Genomic DNA, 18,775 nt, shown 5'->3' with positions numbered 1-18,775 from the left:
TAGTAAATTGGCCATAAAGGATTTTCTAAATTTGAGAAGAATAAAATGATTAGTGTATTTGATATGTTTAAAGTGGGCATTGGACCTTCTAGCTCACACACTGTAGGTCCAATGAAAGCGGGCAAACAATTTGTAGATGATTTAATCACCCAACATCTATTAGAAAAAACAAGCAGACTTCATGTTGATGTATATGGTTCACTTTCTATGACTGGACGTGGCCATAACACAGATACTGCGATTATTATGGGATTAGCAGGCTATTTGCCTCATGATGTAGATATTGAATTAATTCCTAAATTTATTCAGGAATTAAAACAAACTGCACATTTACCCATTGCACAGGGTGAGAAAATCGTTGATTTTAACTTTGATACCAATATGGTCTTTCATCAAAGTTTCTTATCCTTACATGAAAATGGCATGAAAATCACCGCACTTGATGATGAAAGTGCCCCCCTTTACCAACAAACCTACTATTCTATTGGTGGTGGTTTTATTGTAGATGAAGCACATTTTGGACAAGAACAAGAAACTGTCACACCAGTACCTTATCCATTCAAAAGTGCGGCTGATATTCTAAGACATTGTAAAGACAATGGTTTAGCGCTTTCCACTGTGATGATGGAAAATGAAATCGCCTTAAATGGCAAAGAAGCAACACAAAAACATTTATTATTGGTGTGGCAAACCATGCAAGCTTGTATTGATCGTGGTTTACATACTGAAGGGTTATTACCAGGGCCATTAAAGGTACCAAGACGTGCAGCTACACTCTATCGTATGCTACAAGCCAACACAAACTTAACCACCGATCCAATGCGTGTTATTGACTGGGTCAATATGTATGCTTTAGCGGTGAATGAGGAAAATGCAGCAGGTGGACGTGTAGTAACCGCGCCAACAAACGGTGCTTGTGGTATTATTCCTGCTGTATTGTCTTACTATGAAAAATTCGTCTCGCCATTGGATCAAGAAATTATTGAACGCTATTTATTAGCCTGTGGCATGGTGGGGGCATTATACAAAATGAATGCGTCTATTTCTGGTGCTGAAGTCGGTTGCCAAGGCGAAGTAGGCGTTGCCTGTTCTATGGCAGCAGCTGGTTTAGCCGAAATTTTAGGGGCAAGTCCAGAACAAGTTTGTATTGCGGCGGAAATTGCCATGGAGCATAACCTAGGTTTAACTTGCGATCCCGTTGGCGGTCAAGTTCAGGTGCCTTGTATTGAACGTAATGCGATTGCCTCAGTAAAAGCCATCAATGCAAGCCGCATGGCGTTGCGCCGCACCACAAACCCTCGCGTAACCTTGGATAAAGTGATCGAAACCATGTATGAAACTGGCAAAGATATGAATGCCAAATACCGCGAAACATCACAAGGTGGCTTAGCCATCAAAGTCATCTGTGACTAATTACTGAAAACCTAAAAGTGCGGTGGAAAAATTGCACGTTTTTACACCGCACTTTTTTATGGAAATTCAGCTATAATAGCGTCCAAGATTAGTTGTTCAAGAGAAATACAATGACGCAAATTGCTGAAAACCCACTGGTATTAGTGGACGGTTCTTCCTATTTATATCGTGCATTCCACGCATTTCCCCCATTAACCAATACCCAAGGCGAGCCAACGGGTGCCATGTATGGCGTACTCAATATGCTAAAAAGCCTGATTGCACAGGTGCAACCAAGCCATATTGCAGTGGTTTTTGATGCCAAAGGGAAAACCTTTCGGGACGAAATGTTTGAGCAATACAAATCTCATCGCCCCCCTATGCCCGATGAATTACGCAGCCAAATTCAACCTTTACACGATATTATTCGTGCTTTAGGTATTCCATTGCTTTCCATTGAAGGCGTTGAAGCAGATGATGTGATTGGTACCCTTGCGGTTGAAGCGTCTCGGGCGGGTAAAAAAGTCCTCATCTCAACAGGCGATAAAGACATGGCGCAATTAGTTGATGACAATATTATGCTTATCAACACCATGAATAATAGCCTGTTGGATCGTCAAGGTGTAATGGATAAATATGGCATTCCACCAGAATTAATTATCGACTATTTGGCATTAATGGGCGATAGTGCAGACAATATTCCTGGCGTAGCTGGCGTAGGTGAAAAAACAGCACTTGGACTATTACAAGGCATTGGTTCAATGGCTGAAATTTACGCTAACATTGACAAAGTTGCTGACTTATCCATTCGAGGTGCGAAAAAGCTGGGCGATAAATTATTGGAAGCCAAAGCAGATGCAGATTTATCCTATGCACTAGCTACCATCAAAACCGATGTTGAATTAGAAATCAGCGCAGAACAATTACAGCTCGGTGAAGCAAATAAAGATTTATTGATTGAATATTTTGCCCGTTATGAATTTAAACGTTGGCTCAATGAAGTACTAACGGGCGAAAGTTCCGTTACCAAAGGAGCGGAACAAGCAGTTAAAATTTCCCCTGCCGCAACAGAATCAAAATCAAGTGCGACGAACAAAAGTACGGTGAAAAAAAACATAAAAATTGACCGCAGTTTATATCAAATCATCCGCACAGAAGAACAACTAAAACAATGGATTACACAAATTGAACAAGCAAAATTTGTGGCAGTGGATACGGAAACTAATGCGTTAGATCCAATGCAAGCCGAATTGGTGGGCATTTCTTTCGCTTTAGAAAATGGACAAGCCTGTTACATTCCACTGGCACATATTCATCAAGTTGCAATTGAGCAAGAGCAAACAGATCTATTTGACGAAGTGCCTGAAACAACAGAAATGCAATGGCAACTTTGCCCAAATCAATTAGATAAAACCCTTTGCTTAAACTTACTCAAACCTTTATTAGAAAACCCTGACATTCAGAAAATTGGGCAAAACATTAAATATGATTTAACCATTTTTGCCAATAATGGTATTGAATTACAGGGAGTTGCCTTTGATACCATGTTGGAAAGCTATGTGTTGGATAGCACAGGTCGTCATAATATGGATGATTTGGCTGCGCGCTATTTAGGTTATCAAACCATTTCTTTTGAGACTTTAGCAGGTAAAGGCAAAAATCAACTGACTTTCGACAAGATCGACTTAGCACAGGCTGCCGAATATGCCGCAGAAGATGCGGACATTACCATGAAACTCCATCAAACCTTGTGGCAAGATATTGAACAAAGTGCTGAATTAGTTGAGCTTTATCAAAACATTGAATTGCCATTAGTGGAAGTTCTTTCTCGCATTGAACGTAACGGCGTGTTGATTAATAACCAAGCGCTTGAACAACAATCGCAAGAAATTGCCCAACGTTTAACCGCACTTGAACAAGAAGTACATCAACTCGCTGGTGAAACCTTTAATTTGGCTTCAACCAAACAGTTACAAGAAATTCTATTTGAAAAATTGGCGTTACCAGTCATTGCCAAAACGCCAAAAGGCGCACCTTCTACCAACGAAGAAGTATTAGAAGAACTGGCACAGCAAGGGCATGAAGTACCAAAATTATTAATGGAACATCGCGGTTTAGCGAAGCTCAAATCCACTTATACAGATAAATTGCCACAAATGTGCAATGCCAAAACAGGACGAGTTCATACCTCTTATCATCAGGCTGTAACCACAACAGGACGCTTATCATCCAGCGATCCGAATTTACAGAATATTCCTATTCGTAATGAAGAAGGTCGCCGTATTCGCCAAGCCTTTGTGGCAAGAGAAGGTTATAGCATTATCGCCGCTGACTATTCTCAAATTGAATTGCGAATTATGGCGCACCTTTCCAACGATGCAGGCTTAACACAAGCATTTAATGAAGGAAAAGATATTCACCGCGCCACTGCCGCTGAAATCTTTGGTATTCCTTTAGAGGATGTTAGTAGTGAACAACGCCGTAGCGCGAAAGCCATTAACTTCGGTTTAATTTATGGCATGTCAGCCTTTGGGCTTTCACGCCAATTAGGCATTTCTCGTGCTGATGCTACTAAATATATGAATCTCTATTTCCAGCGCTATCCGAATGTGCAGCATTTTATGACGGATATTCAGGAAAAAGCAAAAGCACAGGGTTATGTGGAAACGCTTTTTGGTCGCCGTTTATATTTGCCAGAAATTAATTCGAGCAATGCAATTCGTCGCAAAGCCGCAGAACGTGTGGCAATCAACGCACCAATGCAAGGCAGTGCCGCTGATATTATTAAACAAGCCATGATTGCGATTGATAAGGAAATTGCGCAGGATCCTGATATTTATATGATTATGCAAGTGCACGATGAATTGGTATTTGAAGTGCGTTCAGAAAAAATCGCACAATATAGCCAATTAATCAAATCATGCATGGAAAGTGCTGCCAAACTGAGCGTGCCACTCATTGTGGATGTTGGCGTTGGACAAAATTGGGACGAGGCGCATTAATAAAATGATACAACCAACGGATAATAAACAAGGTTTTTGGCTTATTACGCAAGCACAAAACATCTACTTCCCACAACATAATTTACCTTTTGGAACTGCGGAAGAATTAGGATTACAACATAAACTCACCACAAAAATTGGCGAATGGGATAATGCACCGCTCTATTTGCTATTAGAGGAAGACAATGCCCAATATGATTGGATTGCATTGCGTTCCTTATTGAATTTACCGAAGAGCAAATTCAATCTCTTAAACCGCGGTGTTGAATTAAATCATTTTTATAACACGCATAAATTCTGTGGCAAATGTGGGCATGAAACCGAAATGCCACAAAATGAATGGGCGGTGCAATGCAAAAATTCCTCTTGTTTACACCGCACTTATCCCGTCATTTGCCCGTCAATCATTGTGGCGATACGTAAGGATGACTGCATTTTGCTCGCAAGTCACCGTCGCCATATGAACAACGATGGCAGAGCCGGACTTTATACGGTGCTCGCAGGATTTGTCGAAGTAGGCGAAACCTTTGAGCAAACCGTTGAACGCGAAGTGTTTGAAGAATCCGGCATTAAAATTAAAAATATCCGCTATTTTGGCAGTCAACCTTGGGCATTTCCAAACGCACAGATGGTGGGTTTTTTGGCTGATTATGATAGTGGCGATATTCAAGTACAAGAAGAAGAGATCGTTGAAGCAAAATGGTTTAAATACAACGAGCCTTTGCCTCAATTACCTGAACATGGCACCATTGCCAGAGAATTAATAGAAACCACATTACAACTTTGTGCAAATGCAAACTAATTAATAACAGGAAAAAACTTTGAAAAATACAACCGCACTTTATAACGCCCTTGCTGAACGTATTTTAATTTTAGACGGTGCAATGGGGACGATGATCCAAGAATATAAGCTCACTGAAACCGATTTCCGCGGTGAACGCTTTAAAGACAGCACCATTGATTTACGTGGCAATAACGATTTACTCACCCTGACTCAGCCTTTGCTTATCAAGGCTATTCACGAGAAATATTTAGCGGCTGGTGCAGATATTATTGAAACCAACACCTTCAGTTCCACCACCATTGCACAGGCAGATTATGAATTGGAAAGTATTGCCTATGAACTCAATTTTGCAGGGGCAAAATTAGCGAGATTGGCTGCCGATAACTATTCTACGCCCGATAAGCCACGCTTTGTGGCAGGTGTGTTAGGTCCAACCAACCGCACAGCATCCATTTCCCCTGACGTAAACGATCCAGGCTTCCGTAATGTAACCTTTATGCAATTGGTCGATGCCTATGCTGAAGCGACCAAAGGTTTAATTGAGGGCGGAGCTGATATTATTTTAGTGGAAACCATTTTCGATACCCTTAATGCCAAAGCGGCAATTTTCGCCATTGAAAATGTATTTGAAGAATTAGGTGTGACCTTGCCTGTGATGATTTCAGGCACGATTACTGACGCTTCAGGTCGTACGCTTTCAGGGCAAACCACAGAAGCATTCTATAATTCGTTACGCCACGCCAAACCAATCAGCTTCGGCTTGAACTGTGCACTGGGTCCAAAAGAATTACGTCAATATATGGAACAGCTCTCCAAAATCTGTGAGTGTTATGTTTCTGCTCACCCGAACGCAGGTTTACCAAATGCTTTTGGCGGTTATGACTTAAGTGCGGTGGAAATGGCGGCACATTTGAAAGAATGGGCAGAAAGCGGCTTTTTAAATATTGTCGGCGGTTGTTGTGGTACCACGCCTGAACACATTAAAACCATCAGTGAAGCGGTTAAAGATTGCAAACCACGCCCGTTGCCAGAAATTAAAACCGCAATGCGTTTATCAGGGTTAGAACCCTTAACCATTGATGAAAACAGCTTATTTGTGAACGTGGGCGAACGTAATAACGTCACAGGTTCAGCGAAATTTAAACGTTTAATCAAAGAAGAAAAATACGCGGAAGCCATTGAGATCGCCATCGATCAGGTAGAAAACGGGGCACAAGTGATTGACGTCAATATGGACGAAGCCTTGTTAGATTCAGAAAAATGTATGACCCGTTTTCTCAATATTATGGCAACTGAGCCTGAAGCGGCAAAAGTGCCAGTGATGATTGACTCATCAAAATGGGAAGTGATTGAAGCTGGACTACAAACCATTCAAGGCAAAGGGATTGTAAACTCCATTTCTCTCAAAGAAGGCGAGGAAAAATTTATTCATCAAGCCAAACTCGTTCGCCGTTATGGTGCTGCGGTTGTGGTAATGGCATTTGATGAAGTAGGACAGGCCGATACCGAAGAGCGAAAAGTAGAAATTTGTACGCGTGCTTACCGCATTTTAGTGGATCAAGTCGGTTTCCCACCTGAAGACATTATTTTCGACCCGAATATTTTTGCTATCGGCACTGGCATTGAAGAACACAATAACTACGGGGTCGATTTCATCAACGCAACAGGTCGCATTAAACGTAGCTTACCGCACGCCAAAATTTCAGGCGGTGTGTCGAATGTATCCTTCTCTTTCCGCGGTAACAACCCAATGCGTGAAGCCATTCACGCGGTGTTCCTATATCACGCCATCAAACAAGGAATGGATATGGGGATTGTCAATGCAGGGCAACTTGCGATTTATGATGATCTCGACCCAGAACTACGCGATGTGATTGAAGATGCGGTGCTAAATCGCCGTTCTGACGCCACAGAACGCTTATTGGATATTGCCGACAAATACCGCAATACAGGTGCTGATGAACAAGATAATTCCGTTGCGGAATGGCGTACTTGGTCAGTGGAAGAACGTTTAAAACACGCTCTAGTAAAAGGGATTACCACGCACATTATTGAAGACACCGAAGAAGCGCGGTTGAAATTTAGCACACCTTTAGAAGTGATCGAAGGGCCGCTAATGGACGGTATGGACGTGGTCGGCGAACTGTTTGGCGACGGTAAAATGTTCCTACCGCAAGTGGTAAAATCGGCACGTGTAATGAAGCAGTCGGTTGCTTATCTTGAGCCTTTTATCAATGCCACTAAACAGAAAGGCTCATCGGCAGGTAAAGTGGTGATTGCGACCGTAAAAGGCGACGTGCATGATATTGGTAAAAATATCGTCAGCGTAGTAATGCAATGTAACAACTTTGAAGTGATCGACTTAGGCGTAATGGTGCCTGCGGATCGCATTATTGAAACCGCAATCCGAGAAAAAGCGGACGTGATCGCATTAAGTGGTTTGATCACCCCGTCACTCGATGAAATGGAATATTTCTTAAGTGAAATGACTCGCTTGAAATTAAACTTGCCAGTGATGATCGGCGGTGCAACTACTTCGAAAGAACACACCGCAATCAAACTCTATCCGAAATATGCACACGAAGTAGTTTACACCACCAATGCTTCGCGCGCTGTTACCGCTTGTGCTGCGCTGATGAACCCAGACACCAAAGCGGAATTATGGGAACGGATGAAAAAAGAATACGAGCAAATTCAGCACGCCTTTGCAAACCGCAAACCGCTACGCAAACAGCTAGCCATTGAAGAAGCACGTAAAAACCGTTTCAACGCGTTCGCAGGCGAATGGGCAGATTATCAAGTGCCGCAACCAAAACAAACAGGCATTATTGAATATAAAAATGTGCCTATCGCCACCCTACGCAAATTTATCGACTGGTCGCCATTCTTTATGCTATGGGGATTAATGGGCGGCTACCCTGATGCCTTTGATTATCCAGAAGGTGGCGAAGAAGCACGCCGCGTATGGAATGACGCCCAAAGAGTATTAGATGAATTAGAACAAAACGGAAAACTCAATCCAAGCGGTATTATGGGCATATTCCCAGCCTACCGCACTGGCGATGATATTGAAATCTATCAAAATTCTGACCGCACTTTATTGGCAGGCAAATGCTACCACTTACGCCAACAAACCGAACGCGGCAAAAACAGCAAAAGCCCATACAATCTCTGCTTGAGCGATTTTATTGCCGACCGAGAAAGCGGACAACGGGATTGGCTCGGAATGTTCGCCGTCTGTGCTGGCATTGAAGAACACGATTTAGTGGAAGGCTACAAAGCCGCAGGCGACGACTACAATGCCATTTTATTGCAAGCCGTAGGCGACCGCCTAGCCGAAGCAATGGCGGAATATCTCCACTTCGAACTTCGCACAAAAGTTTGGGGTTATTCAGAAGAAAGTTTTGATAATCAGGCCTTGATTGATGAAAAATACGTCGGCATCCGCCCTGCTCCCGGCTACCCAAGCTGCCCAGAACATACCGAAAAACAAATCATCTGGGACTTACTGGAAGTGGAACAACGCATTGGAATGAAACTTACCGAAAGCTACGCAATGTGGCCCGCCGCTTCCGTATGTGGTTGGTACTTCTCCCACCCTGCAAGTAACTACTTTACCTTAGGACGCATTGACGAAGACCAAGCGTTAGACTACGCAAAACGCAAAGGTTGGGATGAAAAGACAATGTTGAAATGGTTGAGTGTGGCGATGAAGTAGGATGTGAAATCGCTGGCTGAGAAGATGTGATTGTATGGAGGGCATAAGCCCACCTTATCGTAGTGGCGGGTTTTAACCCCACTACGATATTTATACAGGAATTCCTTTTTTATTTGGATTATTAACCCATTTAGAAATTTTTCCAATAAAATCCCACACATCTCCATCTTGTGGCTTTATATAACCACTTGAGCTAGGATTATCTCCCATTTTCTCAAAGATGTTCTTTAGCCAATGAGACTTTCCTCTTTCAATATCAAGGTCAGATAGCCACTGCTCAATTTCTCCAACAGGAACGACTGCACAACCATACTCAAATAAATTATCAAAAACATTTTCACAAAATTCTTTATCAGAATTACATAATAAACTTATTCCACCATTCCGTTTAAAATCTTGGCCTGTTGCATTAAAAGCAGTACATAAGTTTTCTCTATCTTTTCTATAAGAATCACAATTACGTTCAGGTAGAAAAATCCCATTTAGTACTTTATTCCAGTTTTCTCCACCTTCTTTAATTACATCAATATCAACAATTCCTACAGCAGGTATTCCTAACTCTCTTAATGGTTTTACAATATCCCAAACAGTTTGCTTATTTTGAGCATTTAGAAATAAGCACCCTTCAATCCCTCTGGGATCTCCAGCTTGTAATAAACGCTCGTTTATTTCTTGATAAAAAGCTCTGTCAGCATCCGCTTCGGTAACAACAACAGCATTATAAAAAAGAGCATTAAATACACCGATTGAACGTAGTAAAGGATTCTGCATTAATGGTTTTAATTTTTCTTGTGTTAAAACACGAGCTGTAGCCCCTTGTAGGTCATGAGTTAATCTAACTATATTGATTCCAACATTATTTTGTACGCATCCCATTAAAAAATTTGCACTATGTGTTGAAATAAATAATCTTTGATGATTCTCTACAAAACTAGATATTTCCTTACCTAACTTATAAGATAATGTTGGGTGTAAAAATGCTTCAGGTTCATCAATTAATACAATTTTAGATTCATCTACAAGTATAGATATAATCAGACCTATGAAAGCTTTTATACCGTCACTAGATTCTTCAACCAAGATAGCATCTTTCTGGAAAGCTATTCCTTCTTCTGTAAGGGATTTTTCTATATTATTTTTAGGTTCTTTTACAGATAATCTTAATCTTAAACTACCGAGATTTGTTGGATCTATAACTAAATATTTTTTAAATGCATCAAAGATAACTTCTCTTACCTTTTCCATTAATTTATCATTCTTGAATAACTTTGAAAAAACATTTGTTTCTTTTTCAATCAAATCTCCTGCTGATTTAGAATTTATCAAAGATAGTCGGTTATACCCATCAAGCTTTAAAGTATAATATGAAAAAACATCAAATATACCAGAGTTTTCTTTAGCCGAATTAATATCATCTATACTGTCTAATACACCAGGTAAATAAATTTGACACTTATTTTCATATTTTCCAATATATATATTACCTTTAAACAATGGTCTATTCCCTATAGTTTCTGGAAGTCTTAGACCATTTATAAATTCTGTTTCTAATCTATTCTTGTCTAAAGACTCAAACTCTATATGTCTAATTATTTTCAAGTTTTCTTTAATTCCTTTCGATACTAGCCCTTCTATCTCAATTAAAGTTTGAGACTTGCCGCTATTATTAGGACCAATAAAAATAGTAATTGGTTTTAATTCTAGTTCTAATTCATTTCCTGAATCTGGAGATGAACCTGATTTAAATACTATCTTTTGTAACATGCGAACTCCTTTTTAAGGTAAATTATACAATTTATGTGTTCTAAATTAAATATGTTACTCACAAGCGGTCACTTACCGATAAAATTTTGCAAATTTTACTCACAATCTGACCGCTTGCATTTCTCTAAATTCCCCCTAAACTTATTCTATTTCTCACTTTATAACAAAACCAAATGCATCATCCCCATATTTACATCGGCACTGGCGGTTATAGCGATACGGATTTAGTCGGTACGCTTTATCCTAAATCATAGGGGATCGGAACTTTATTTCGTTATAGCGATACGGATTTAGTCGGTACGCTTTATCCCTTTGGGACGGATAAAACGGAATTTTTGACGATTTATAGTCAGCATTATGATGCGATTGAAATCAACAGCACTTTTCACGCACCGATTGGGGCGAAGGCATTGCAGGGCATGGTGGAAAAGGCTCAGGGGCAGTTGCAGTTTTCGGTCAAGCTTCATCAAGATTTTAGCCATAAACGCACCGCAACAAAAGAACAAGCGGAAGCCTTTTTGAATGCGTTGCAACCTTTAACAGAACAGCATTGTTTGGCGAATTTATTTATTCAATTTCCGTCGAGTTTTGAACGAACGCACGCCAATCGTTACTATCTCGCTGAACTGGTTTCGTGGTTTCAAAATTATCCCTTAGCCATCGAATTTCGCCATCCGAGCTGGCATACGCAGTCGGTGTTAGGCTATTTTCAAGGCAAAGAAAATCTGATTTGGTGCAATGTGGATTATCCACAATATATCGGTTTGCCTGCCTTTCAGTTTTACGCCAATCAACGCACCGCCTATTTACGCCTACATGGTCGTAACCCAAACTGGTGGAAAGCTCAATCAGCTCAAGAGCGACACGACTACCGTTATAGCGACGCAGAAATGCAAGCGTTGGCGAAGTTGCTTCATCAACGCAAAAACGAATTTGATCAACTCTATCTCTATTTTCAAAACACCACCAAAAGCCACTCGTTCTACAATATCGAGTGTTTAAAAAGTTATTTGGCAGAATATGGATTTGACGTAAAAAGCAAACCTGAATTTTTAGTCGGTCAGCAAAGTTTGTTTTAAGTGCTTGTAACAGAAATTTCCGCTATCATAATGCGTTCAAATTAACTTCATTTTCTCGGCATTTTATGAATAAACTGAAACTTATTGTGCTAACGGCAACGATTTCTACCCTATTTGCTTGTACGCAGACCAAAACGCAAACGCAGCCAACCAAGCAAAAAGGCTATTTAAAAGACGACATTAGCTACGCAGAATTAGCAAATCCAGCCCATTACAAACGCTATTACTATTTTTGCCGTAACTTTGAAACAGGTGGCACATCTTATTTAGTGAATTATTTTCCACTCTCCAGAGAAAGTCGTTTACAGGAAAATTTTGGTATCTATTTCCAATTAGACGGTGGCAAAGCACAACCTTTCGACCATATCGAAAACAAAACCTTAAACGCCCGAGGCACACGCTTTGAAGTAGTTTACCGTTCATACCACCCAATTGAAGGGGCTTACATTGACCTAATCGCCCGCCACAGCAGTTCAATTTACTACAAAAACCACCAAGGCACCCGCACGCGTTGGTTAGAGTGTAGAGAGAATTAATCGACGATAAATGAATAAAAGTGCGGTTGAAAACAAATTTGTTTTTAACCGCACTTTAAGATAACTCACTAAGGTTTTATCGCAATCAGTCTGATAACAACCAATCCACAATGTAAATAATTTCTATCCCATTAATTTCTGTTTGTTCGTAATATTTACCTGTGATCAATATTTTTCGATAATTATCCTTAATATGTAATAGGTTATCCGTTTCCCTTGTATTTTCAGGGATTTCAAAAGCGACTTGGACATATAAAATTTCATCAGCTTTACGTGCGATAAAATCAATTTCCTTACTTTCAAGTTTTCCTACATCAATGGTATAGCCCCGTCTTAATAGCTCTAAAAAGACAATATTTTCTAAACGATTTGCATAATTTGCCCCTTTCTTACCAATCGCCTGTCGTCTTAAACCATTATCAACAATGAAATATTTGGCATTTGTTTTCAAATAACCTTTTCCGCGAATATCATACTGTTGTGCTTTATAGAATAAGAAAGCATTTTCAAGTAAATCTAAATATTTACTAATTGTGTGGTTAGATGTAGGAACACGCTCAGAAGTTAGTGTATTACTAATTTTACTTGGATTAACTAACTGTCCCACATTATCCGCAAGGAATAAGATCACACTTTTTAAAATATGAGTGTCTTTTACACCAGCCCGATAGGCAATATCATTTAATACAATCGAGTCAAATATACCTGATAAAATCGTCTCTTTAAGAGGCTCATCGGCTATAACAACACTTGGGAAACCACCATATTTTTCATATTCTTGATAAGACTTATCGACAAGTCTGGAATGATGATCGATATTTTTGGCATCCAAAAACTCTTTAAAAGATAAGGGATAAATTTTAATTTCCACATATCGCCCACTGAGTAAAGTAGCCAGCTCTCCCGAAAGGAGATTAGCATTTGATCCAGTAATAACAATATCTGTATCAAAACTCACTCTTAGTGAATTAATGATTTTTTGCCAATCTTCAACAAACTGAATTTCATCTATTAGGAAATAAACCTTTTCTGTCGAATTAGGCAATAGATCTCGAATAAGTTGTTGAAAATCTTCTGCATTTTTTACCCACTGATATTCGAAACGCTCAAAATTAATGTAGATAATATTTGTAGGTTGGATGCCTTGCTGCTGCAAATAGTCACGATACTGCATCAAGAGAACAGATTTCCCCGAACGTCGGACTCCAGTGATTATTTTAACGAAATCCGTATCTTTAAATTGGATAAGTTGTTGTAGATAGTGCTGTCGAGTTATCATATAAAACCCCATTAATTTTAGAAGTTAAGTTCCAATTTATCAAAATTAAAAATAAATTGGAAGTTGATTTCCAATTTTTTTTAATATTTCTATGATTTATGATCTAAACTTCCAATTTTCTTATATTGATAATCTCTTTCCTTTCCCGATCAATCTCTGCCTTAATTTTAAAGGCTTGGGCGAGATTGCTTTCTGTTAGCACTTGTTCGGTTTTGCCGCTTGCAATGATGTTACCTTTCTCCAACAAAATCACTTCGTCACAGAATTTATAAGCCAACGAGAGATGGTGGATGACCACCACACAGGTGTGTTGTGGGGTGAGGGATTTGAGTTGTTCCATAATATCGATTTGATAATAAGGATCCAGTGCGGCGATGGGTTCGTCTGCGAGCAAAATTGGGCTCTCTTTAATGCAGCAACGTGCCAGCTGAACTCGCGTTTTTTCACCGCCTGAGAGCTGTTGGTAAGGCTTGTCGAGCAAGTGTGAAATGGAAAACTTGTCGGAAATTGACCGCACTTTTTGTGCTTCATCGGCGGTGGGTTGATTTAAACCGAGAGCAATCACATCATACACGTTGAGATCCCAATGAATTGCGGTGCTTTGGGCAAGATAGGCGATTTGCTGGCTTTTCTGTTTAGGCGACATTGCACTTAATTTGCAAGAATTTAGCCAAATCTCACCGCTTGCAAGCGGTAAGATCCCCGCCATACTTTTCAACAGGGTCGATTTTCCTGCACCATTTGCCCCCATAATGCCGACTAATTTTCCTTGTGGAATTTGGCAACTGACTGCGTTCAAGCCGTAAGGCAAGCTGATATTTTCGATCTTAATCATACAATCTCCGTTGTTGTGTCAGCAAAATCCAAATCAGCACTGGTGCCCCGATAATCGCAGTGAGCGTGCCAATATAAATGTGAGAGAAGAAAGGCAGATGTAAAATCGCCAAATCGGCAATGAGCAACAGCAAAGCACCGATAAGTCCGCTCGTCAGATAGAGTTGCGATGGGCGTTTTTTCAGCAAAATGCGAGCAAAGTGCGGTGCGATTAAGCCGATAAATCCAATCGTCCCCGTTTGCGGAATAGTGGCACCCACTAATAAAGCGACACCGAAAGTAGTGATAAAAAAGCTGCGTTTTACATCCACGCCCATTGTGCTTGCGGTTTCTTCGCCAAAGGTGAGTAAATCCACATAGCGACGTTGGCGATAAATGCAGAAAAAGCCAAGTAAAACAATAGGTAAGGAAACAAGCAAAGTGTCTAATTTCGCCCAAACCAAAGAGCCTTGCAACCAGCGATAAAGCTCTGCCAATGCCCAAGGACTTTGTGCATTAGAAAGCAGCAAAGCGATAGCCGAACCGAGCAGCATATTGACCGCTAAGCCACTTAAAATCATCATCGTTGTGCCATAATTTTTCGCAATCAAATAGACCAACAGAAAGCTGAGCAGCGCCCCTGCAATGCCACCCAAGAGCAACAACGTGAAAGGGGCAGAAAAATAGTAGAGAATAAAAACGCTCGCCGTTGTCGCCCCATTCGCACTACCGAGCAAGCCCGGGCTGGCTAGCGGATTTTGAAAAATCCCTTGCATTGCATTGCCTGCCACCGCCAAACTTGCTCCTGTTAAAATGGCGAGTAGAAATCTCGGTAGGCGAATGTCAAATAGCACCAATGACCGCATATCCGTCAGCACACCATCGGCATTCAATAAAGCGGCAAAATCGCCCAGTTGATAACTGCTTGCTAAAGCAATAATGGCGATCAGCAAAGCAAACAAAATAAAATTTAACCTATTGATATTCATCCGTTTTATTTCCTTTCTTGCTGAAATTGTTGGTAAAGTTGCTCTGCCCCTTGCCATAAGCCTTGATCGACACAGTAAGTATATTTCAATGGAATTGTTGCAAGCGGTCGGTTTTGGAACATTTTTTGCAAAATTGGATGTTTTAGCAGTTCCGCTTGTTCGTTGTAGCCCTGTTTGTCGCTGATTGAAATCAGTTGGTTCGGCTGGCTCAACAGCACTTTTTCTAAGGAAAAATTTTGTGGCGTCAGCGTGGTTTTGGTGGGTTTTAAACCGAGTAAGTCGAGCAATATTCGGTATTGTGGAAAACTGGGCTCGACCACGCCTGTATCAGAGAGGATTAGCGTTTCTGCAAGCGGTCGGTTTAGCTTAAAATTTTGCGATGAAAGCTGAGCAATCAACTGCTCTGCTTGTGCCACGTTGCCCGTTAATTGCCCCAAGTGAGAAACGAATTCAATGAGCTGTTCGGGCGTTTGTGGATCGCTCATTGGCACAATTTTCACGCCAAGTTCTCTCAGTTTTGCCACTAATTGCGGGTAAAAACTTTCGTTAATCAGCAAGGTTTTATCCAAATAAGGTAAAAGTTGGCTCAAAGTTGGCTCAACGGTGGGTTTACTGACATTGACTTTATCCAACATCATCAAAGGATTAGTAGAATACGGCGATTGAGCCGCGATTTGCTCAGGGCGAGCAAGCTCAATCAGCAGGCGATCGCTACATAAATTCAGCGAAACAAATTGCTCCGCCTGTGCGGTGCCGAGAGAAGTAAAAAGTGCGGTGCAAATTAGGCAAGTTTTTTTCATTGCATAAAACAAAATGGTGGGCAAAACGCCCACCGAGTTGATTAGAAACTACCTTTTAAGCCAACGTAAACATTGCGTCCGTCTTGACCGTAGCCAATGGTATGCTCATATTTTTTGTTGAACAGGTTATTCAAATTCGCATAAACATTCAAATTCTTAGTGATTTGGTAATTCGCCCCTAAATTCACTAAGGTATAAGAAGGCAATTTCACGCGAGAAGCCGCATAAGTAACTTCATCAAAATGGGTATCCGCACGTTTTCCAACGTAGGCTAAATTCACATTTGTGCCAAATTGCTCTGTGACTTGGTAAGCAAGGCCTAAATTCGCGGTATGTTTTGCACGACGCACTAATGATACGCCTTTGCTATCCTTCGTATTGGTGTAAGTGTAGTTTGCATAGGCGGTTAATACGTCGTTTAATTTGCCGTTATAAGCCAGTTCTACGCCTTTGATTTTTGTTTTTCCATCAAGGTTAATCGCTTGTGTTGTGGATACATAAGTCACAGGATCAAAGGCAAGCACTTTAGAACTAATGAAGTTTTCTACGTTACGAGCGAAATAAGTCACATCTAAGCTGTGTTTTTTATCATTAGAAGTAATCAATAAACCGATATCGCCACCACGACTTTTCTCAGGTTTTAAGTTTGGATTGCCGATGAAAGAACCATTCCAACCAAAATATTCCGTCATTGTCGGATTTTGAATGGCTGAACCATAACTTGCGTGAGCTTGGAAGTTCGGTGAAAGTCTATAAGCCCCCGAAATTCTGCCCGTCCAAGCATTTTTATATTCTGAACTATCAATGTAACGACCACTAATTGCTAAGCTATGATCATCTTCGCTAAATAGACGATACTCCGCCGCCACACTTTTTTCAGTCAGGTGTTTTGGTACAGCATAAGCGGTTGAGTCATAGTCAGAACGTTGAAATTCGCCTAATAAACTGACCGCTTGGGTAATCGATCCTTCACGATCAAAATTGATATCTAATTGATAATTCGCATTTAATTTTTTCGCATCATAAGCACTTGCCCAAGCACTAAAGGTGTCGCTATCTGTTTTTAAATGGCTGATACTTGCTTGGTGTTTAAAGAGTTCTTGATCGTTACCGAAATAACCACTCAATTTGAATAGGGTATCACGAACACGCGTTCTATCATCGAATGATTTCTCGCCAGCTAAACTGCCGTCATAACGAGCCGTTTGAGATGAATGAGAAGCAAGCACTTCTAAACCACGTGTTTCCCCTGCATAGCCGAAGCGTAAAGAAGCGTTGTCACGATGGAATTTGTCTTTTTCTACCGCACCACCTGTTGTGATTTTATTGCCTTGTTCGCCTGTATAGTGGAATTTATTTGAGCTATAAGCAGAAATGCCTTTTGTTGTATGGCTATCCCCATGTAACGCATAGTAGAAACCATTCTGATAGCCAGAAACAGTCGCAGAACCATCAAAGGTGCCATTTGAACCTGCACCGAAATCAAAATCGATGTTAAAGGCTTTGTCTTTGTATAAGCCTTTCTTGGTGGTAATGTAGATTACGCCACCCATTGCATCACTGCCCCATAACGCAGATTGCTCACCACGTAATACTTCAATACGATCAATATTGCTTAATGCAAGACCACCGAAATCAAAGCCATAACCTGTAACAGGGTTCATTTTTACCCCATCAATGACCACTGCTAAATGGTTCGCATCCGCACCGCGTAGGTAAAAATTGGATAGCGTACCACGACCACCCGAAGCACTAAATGCCATACCCGGAACAGTTTTCAGCACATCGCTCACATAGGTAGCATTGCGATCGGCAAAATCTTTTTCAGTTAGAACAGTAACAGATGACGCGGTTTTATCTTGATTGATCGGTGCGGCATAAGCGGAGTACACCGTAATAGGTTTAAGTTCTGCTGCTTGCTCAGTTTCAGCAAAAGCAAGTGCTGGCAAAGCCAAAAGAAGTGATGTTGTGATGAGATTTTTTTTCATTGTTAGGTTCCTACAATAACAAGGTTAAAATTAATATGACGGGTTAATATAATCAGAAACAAACAAAAAAAGAAGACCTTGTTTATAAAAAGGTCTTCTTTTTTTTCATAATCAACGTTAAAAAAATTAATCTTTAATTTTAGAATGGTTGTTTCCATATTATTTGGGAATGTAAATTATAAAATTATTTTAAATCAATTAATTAAACACTAATCTACCCAGATTGAAGTATGAATACGTAAAAATAAAGTATAAAAAGGCTAGATTTCAGATTTTATTTTTACACAATGTATTTACTATAAAATACCAAACAGATAATATTTGTCCATAAATTCATTGGGTTGATGATGCCATTTTTACACTTATTGACTAATCACGATTAAATCCACCTCATCAGTCAGTAACTTTTCAAAATTTGACACAATATCAATGTTGGGGAACCATGCTAATGCCCGAGTGGTTGAACGCTCAAAAAATTTTATCACGTTAAACCGATGATCATTTTTAAAAAAGGGAACGTGGAAAATACGGGTAGAATACCCACTCCCCACAATGGCAACATTAATTTTCTTCATATTTGGCTATCCTTAATTAATAAAATTGTGGCGAGTATAAGATCGTTTCTATCTAT

General features: G+C 40.2%; 13 protein-coding genes. 6 read left to right on the top strand and 7 right to left on the bottom strand.

The genetic code is table 11. From position 1 onward, the window contains the following. Positions 1-45: 45 nt before the first annotated feature. From ACUXZ4_RS02690 to metH, 4 genes are all read left to right on the top strand, one after another. Positions 46-1,413 carry an L-serine ammonia-lyase gene (locus tag ACUXZ4_RS02690; protein WP_464973508.1) on the top strand — a complete coding sequence of 456 codons (1,368 nt, stop codon included), beginning with the start codon at positions 46-48 and terminating at the stop codon, positions 1,411-1,413. A gap of 110 nt (positions 1,414-1,523) precedes the next feature. After that, entirely contained in the window at positions 1,524-4,394 is a 2,871-nt protein-coding gene (gene polA / locus ACUXZ4_RS02685; protein WP_464973507.1) for a DNA polymerase I, read from the top strand. A gap of 4 nt (positions 4,395-4,398) precedes the next feature. After that, entirely contained in the window at positions 4,399-5,196 is a 798-nt protein-coding gene (nudC, locus tag ACUXZ4_RS02680; RefSeq protein ID WP_464973506.1) for an NAD(+) diphosphatase, read from the top strand. 19 nt (positions 5,197-5,215) lie between these two features. After that, positions 5,216-8,896 carry a methionine synthase gene (metH, locus tag ACUXZ4_RS02675; protein WP_464973505.1) on the top strand — a complete coding sequence of 1,227 codons (3,681 nt, stop codon included), beginning with the start codon at positions 5,216-5,218 and terminating at the stop codon, positions 8,894-8,896. 90 nt (positions 8,897-8,986) lie between these two features. Here metH and ACUXZ4_RS02670 read toward each other — a convergent pair whose 3' ends face one another. Further along, positions 8,987-10,660, bottom strand: coding sequence for an ATP-dependent nuclease (locus ACUXZ4_RS02670; protein ID WP_464973504.1), 1,674 nt, complete (start codon positions 10,658-10,660; stop codon positions 8,987-8,989). Positions 10,661-10,917: 257 nt separating this feature from the next. Here ACUXZ4_RS02670 and ACUXZ4_RS02665 point away from each other — a divergent pair, with 257 nt between their 5' ends. Both ACUXZ4_RS02665 and ACUXZ4_RS02660 read left to right on the top strand, forming a co-directional pair. Beyond that, positions 10,918-11,739, top strand: a complete 822-nt coding sequence (locus ACUXZ4_RS02665; RefSeq protein WP_464973981.1) for a DUF72 domain-containing protein — start codon at positions 10,918-10,920, stop codon at positions 11,737-11,739. Positions 11,740-11,804: 65 nt separating this feature from the next. Further along, on the top strand, positions 11,805-12,275 hold the full coding sequence (locus ACUXZ4_RS02660; protein WP_464973503.1) for a hypothetical protein: 471 nt from the start codon (positions 11,805-11,807) through the stop codon (positions 12,273-12,275). A gap of 85 nt (positions 12,276-12,360) precedes the next feature. On the opposite strand, the gene ACUXZ4_RS02655 is transcribed toward ACUXZ4_RS02660, so the two are convergent. From ACUXZ4_RS02655 to ACUXZ4_RS02630, 6 genes are all read right to left on the bottom strand, one after another. Next, the gene (locus ACUXZ4_RS02655) at positions 12,361-13,554 is read right to left on the bottom strand and encodes an ATP-binding protein (RefSeq protein ID WP_464973502.1); all 1,194 of its coding nucleotides are present in this window, start codon (positions 13,552-13,554) and stop codon (positions 12,361-12,363) included. A gap of 103 nt (positions 13,555-13,657) precedes the next feature. After that, complete coding sequence (locus ACUXZ4_RS02650) at positions 13,658-14,389, bottom strand: ABC transporter ATP-binding protein (protein ID WP_464973501.1); 732 nt, start codon at positions 14,387-14,389, stop codon at positions 13,658-13,660. Continuing rightward, on the bottom strand, positions 14,382-15,356 hold the full coding sequence (locus tag ACUXZ4_RS02645; protein ID WP_464973500.1) for a FecCD family ABC transporter permease: 975 nt from the start codon (positions 15,354-15,356) through the stop codon (positions 14,382-14,384). Before ACUXZ4_RS02645 ends, ACUXZ4_RS02650 begins: the two co-directional genes overlap by 8 nt. A gap of 5 nt (positions 15,357-15,361) precedes the next feature. Further along, the gene (locus tag ACUXZ4_RS02640) at positions 15,362-16,156 is read right to left on the bottom strand and encodes a substrate-binding domain-containing protein (RefSeq protein ID WP_464973499.1); all 795 of its coding nucleotides are present in this window, start codon (positions 16,154-16,156) and stop codon (positions 15,362-15,364) included. Between the two features lie 41 nt (positions 16,157-16,197). Next, complete coding sequence (locus tag ACUXZ4_RS02635; RefSeq protein ID WP_464973498.1) at positions 16,198-18,144, bottom strand: TonB-dependent receptor plug domain-containing protein; 1,947 nt, start codon at positions 18,142-18,144, stop codon at positions 16,198-16,200. 362 nt (positions 18,145-18,506) lie between these two features. After that, positions 18,507-18,719 (bottom strand): Gfo/Idh/MocA family oxidoreductase, encoded by a 213-nt coding sequence (locus ACUXZ4_RS02630; RefSeq protein WP_005628486.1) that lies wholly within the window; start codon positions 18,717-18,719, stop codon positions 18,507-18,509. Positions 18,720-18,775: the final 56 nt, after the last annotated feature.

Source organism: Reella acinonychis, from assembly GCF_052828705.1.
Note: the sequence above shows the minus strand (reverse complement) of the source record. Positions and strands in the feature narration are given on the sequence as shown.

What these genes read in the sequence shown, in the direction of transcription:
- nudC (WP_464973506.1), top strand. Translation starts at nt 4,399, where the DNA reads ATGATACAACCAACGGATAATAAACAAGGTTTTTGGCTTATTACGCAA.
- ACUXZ4_RS02635 (WP_464973498.1), bottom strand. Translation starts at nt 18,144, where the DNA reads ATGAAAAAAAATCTCATCACAACATCACTTCTTTTGGCTTTGCCAGCA.
- ACUXZ4_RS02660 (WP_464973503.1), top strand. Translation starts at nt 11,805, where the DNA reads ATGAATAAACTGAAACTTATTGTGCTAACGGCAACGATTTCTACCCTA.
- ACUXZ4_RS02640 (WP_464973499.1), bottom strand. Translation starts at nt 16,156, where the DNA reads ATGAAAAAAACTTGCCTAATTTGCACCGCACTTTTTACTTCTCTCGGC.
- ACUXZ4_RS02690 (WP_464973508.1), top strand. Translation starts at nt 46, where the DNA reads ATGATTAGTGTATTTGATATGTTTAAAGTGGGCATTGGACCTTCTAGC.
- ACUXZ4_RS02650 (WP_464973501.1), bottom strand. Translation starts at nt 14,389, where the DNA reads ATGATTAAGATCGAAAATATCAGCTTGCCTTACGGCTTGAACGCAGTC.
- ACUXZ4_RS02645 (WP_464973500.1), bottom strand. Translation starts at nt 15,356, where the DNA reads ATGAATATCAATAGGTTAAATTTTATTTTGTTTGCTTTGCTGATCGCC.
- polA (WP_464973507.1), top strand. Translation starts at nt 1,524, where the DNA reads ATGACGCAAATTGCTGAAAACCCACTGGTATTAGTGGACGGTTCTTCC.
- ACUXZ4_RS02655 (WP_464973502.1), bottom strand. Translation starts at nt 13,554, where the DNA reads ATGATAACTCGACAGCACTATCTACAACAACTTATCCAATTTAAAGAT.
- ACUXZ4_RS02630 (WP_005628486.1), bottom strand. Translation starts at nt 18,719, where the DNA reads ATGAAGAAAATTAATGTTGCCATTGTGGGGAGTGGGTATTCTACCCGT.
- ACUXZ4_RS02670 (WP_464973504.1), bottom strand. Translation starts at nt 10,660, where the DNA reads ATGTTACAAAAGATAGTATTTAAATCAGGTTCATCTCCAGATTCAGGA.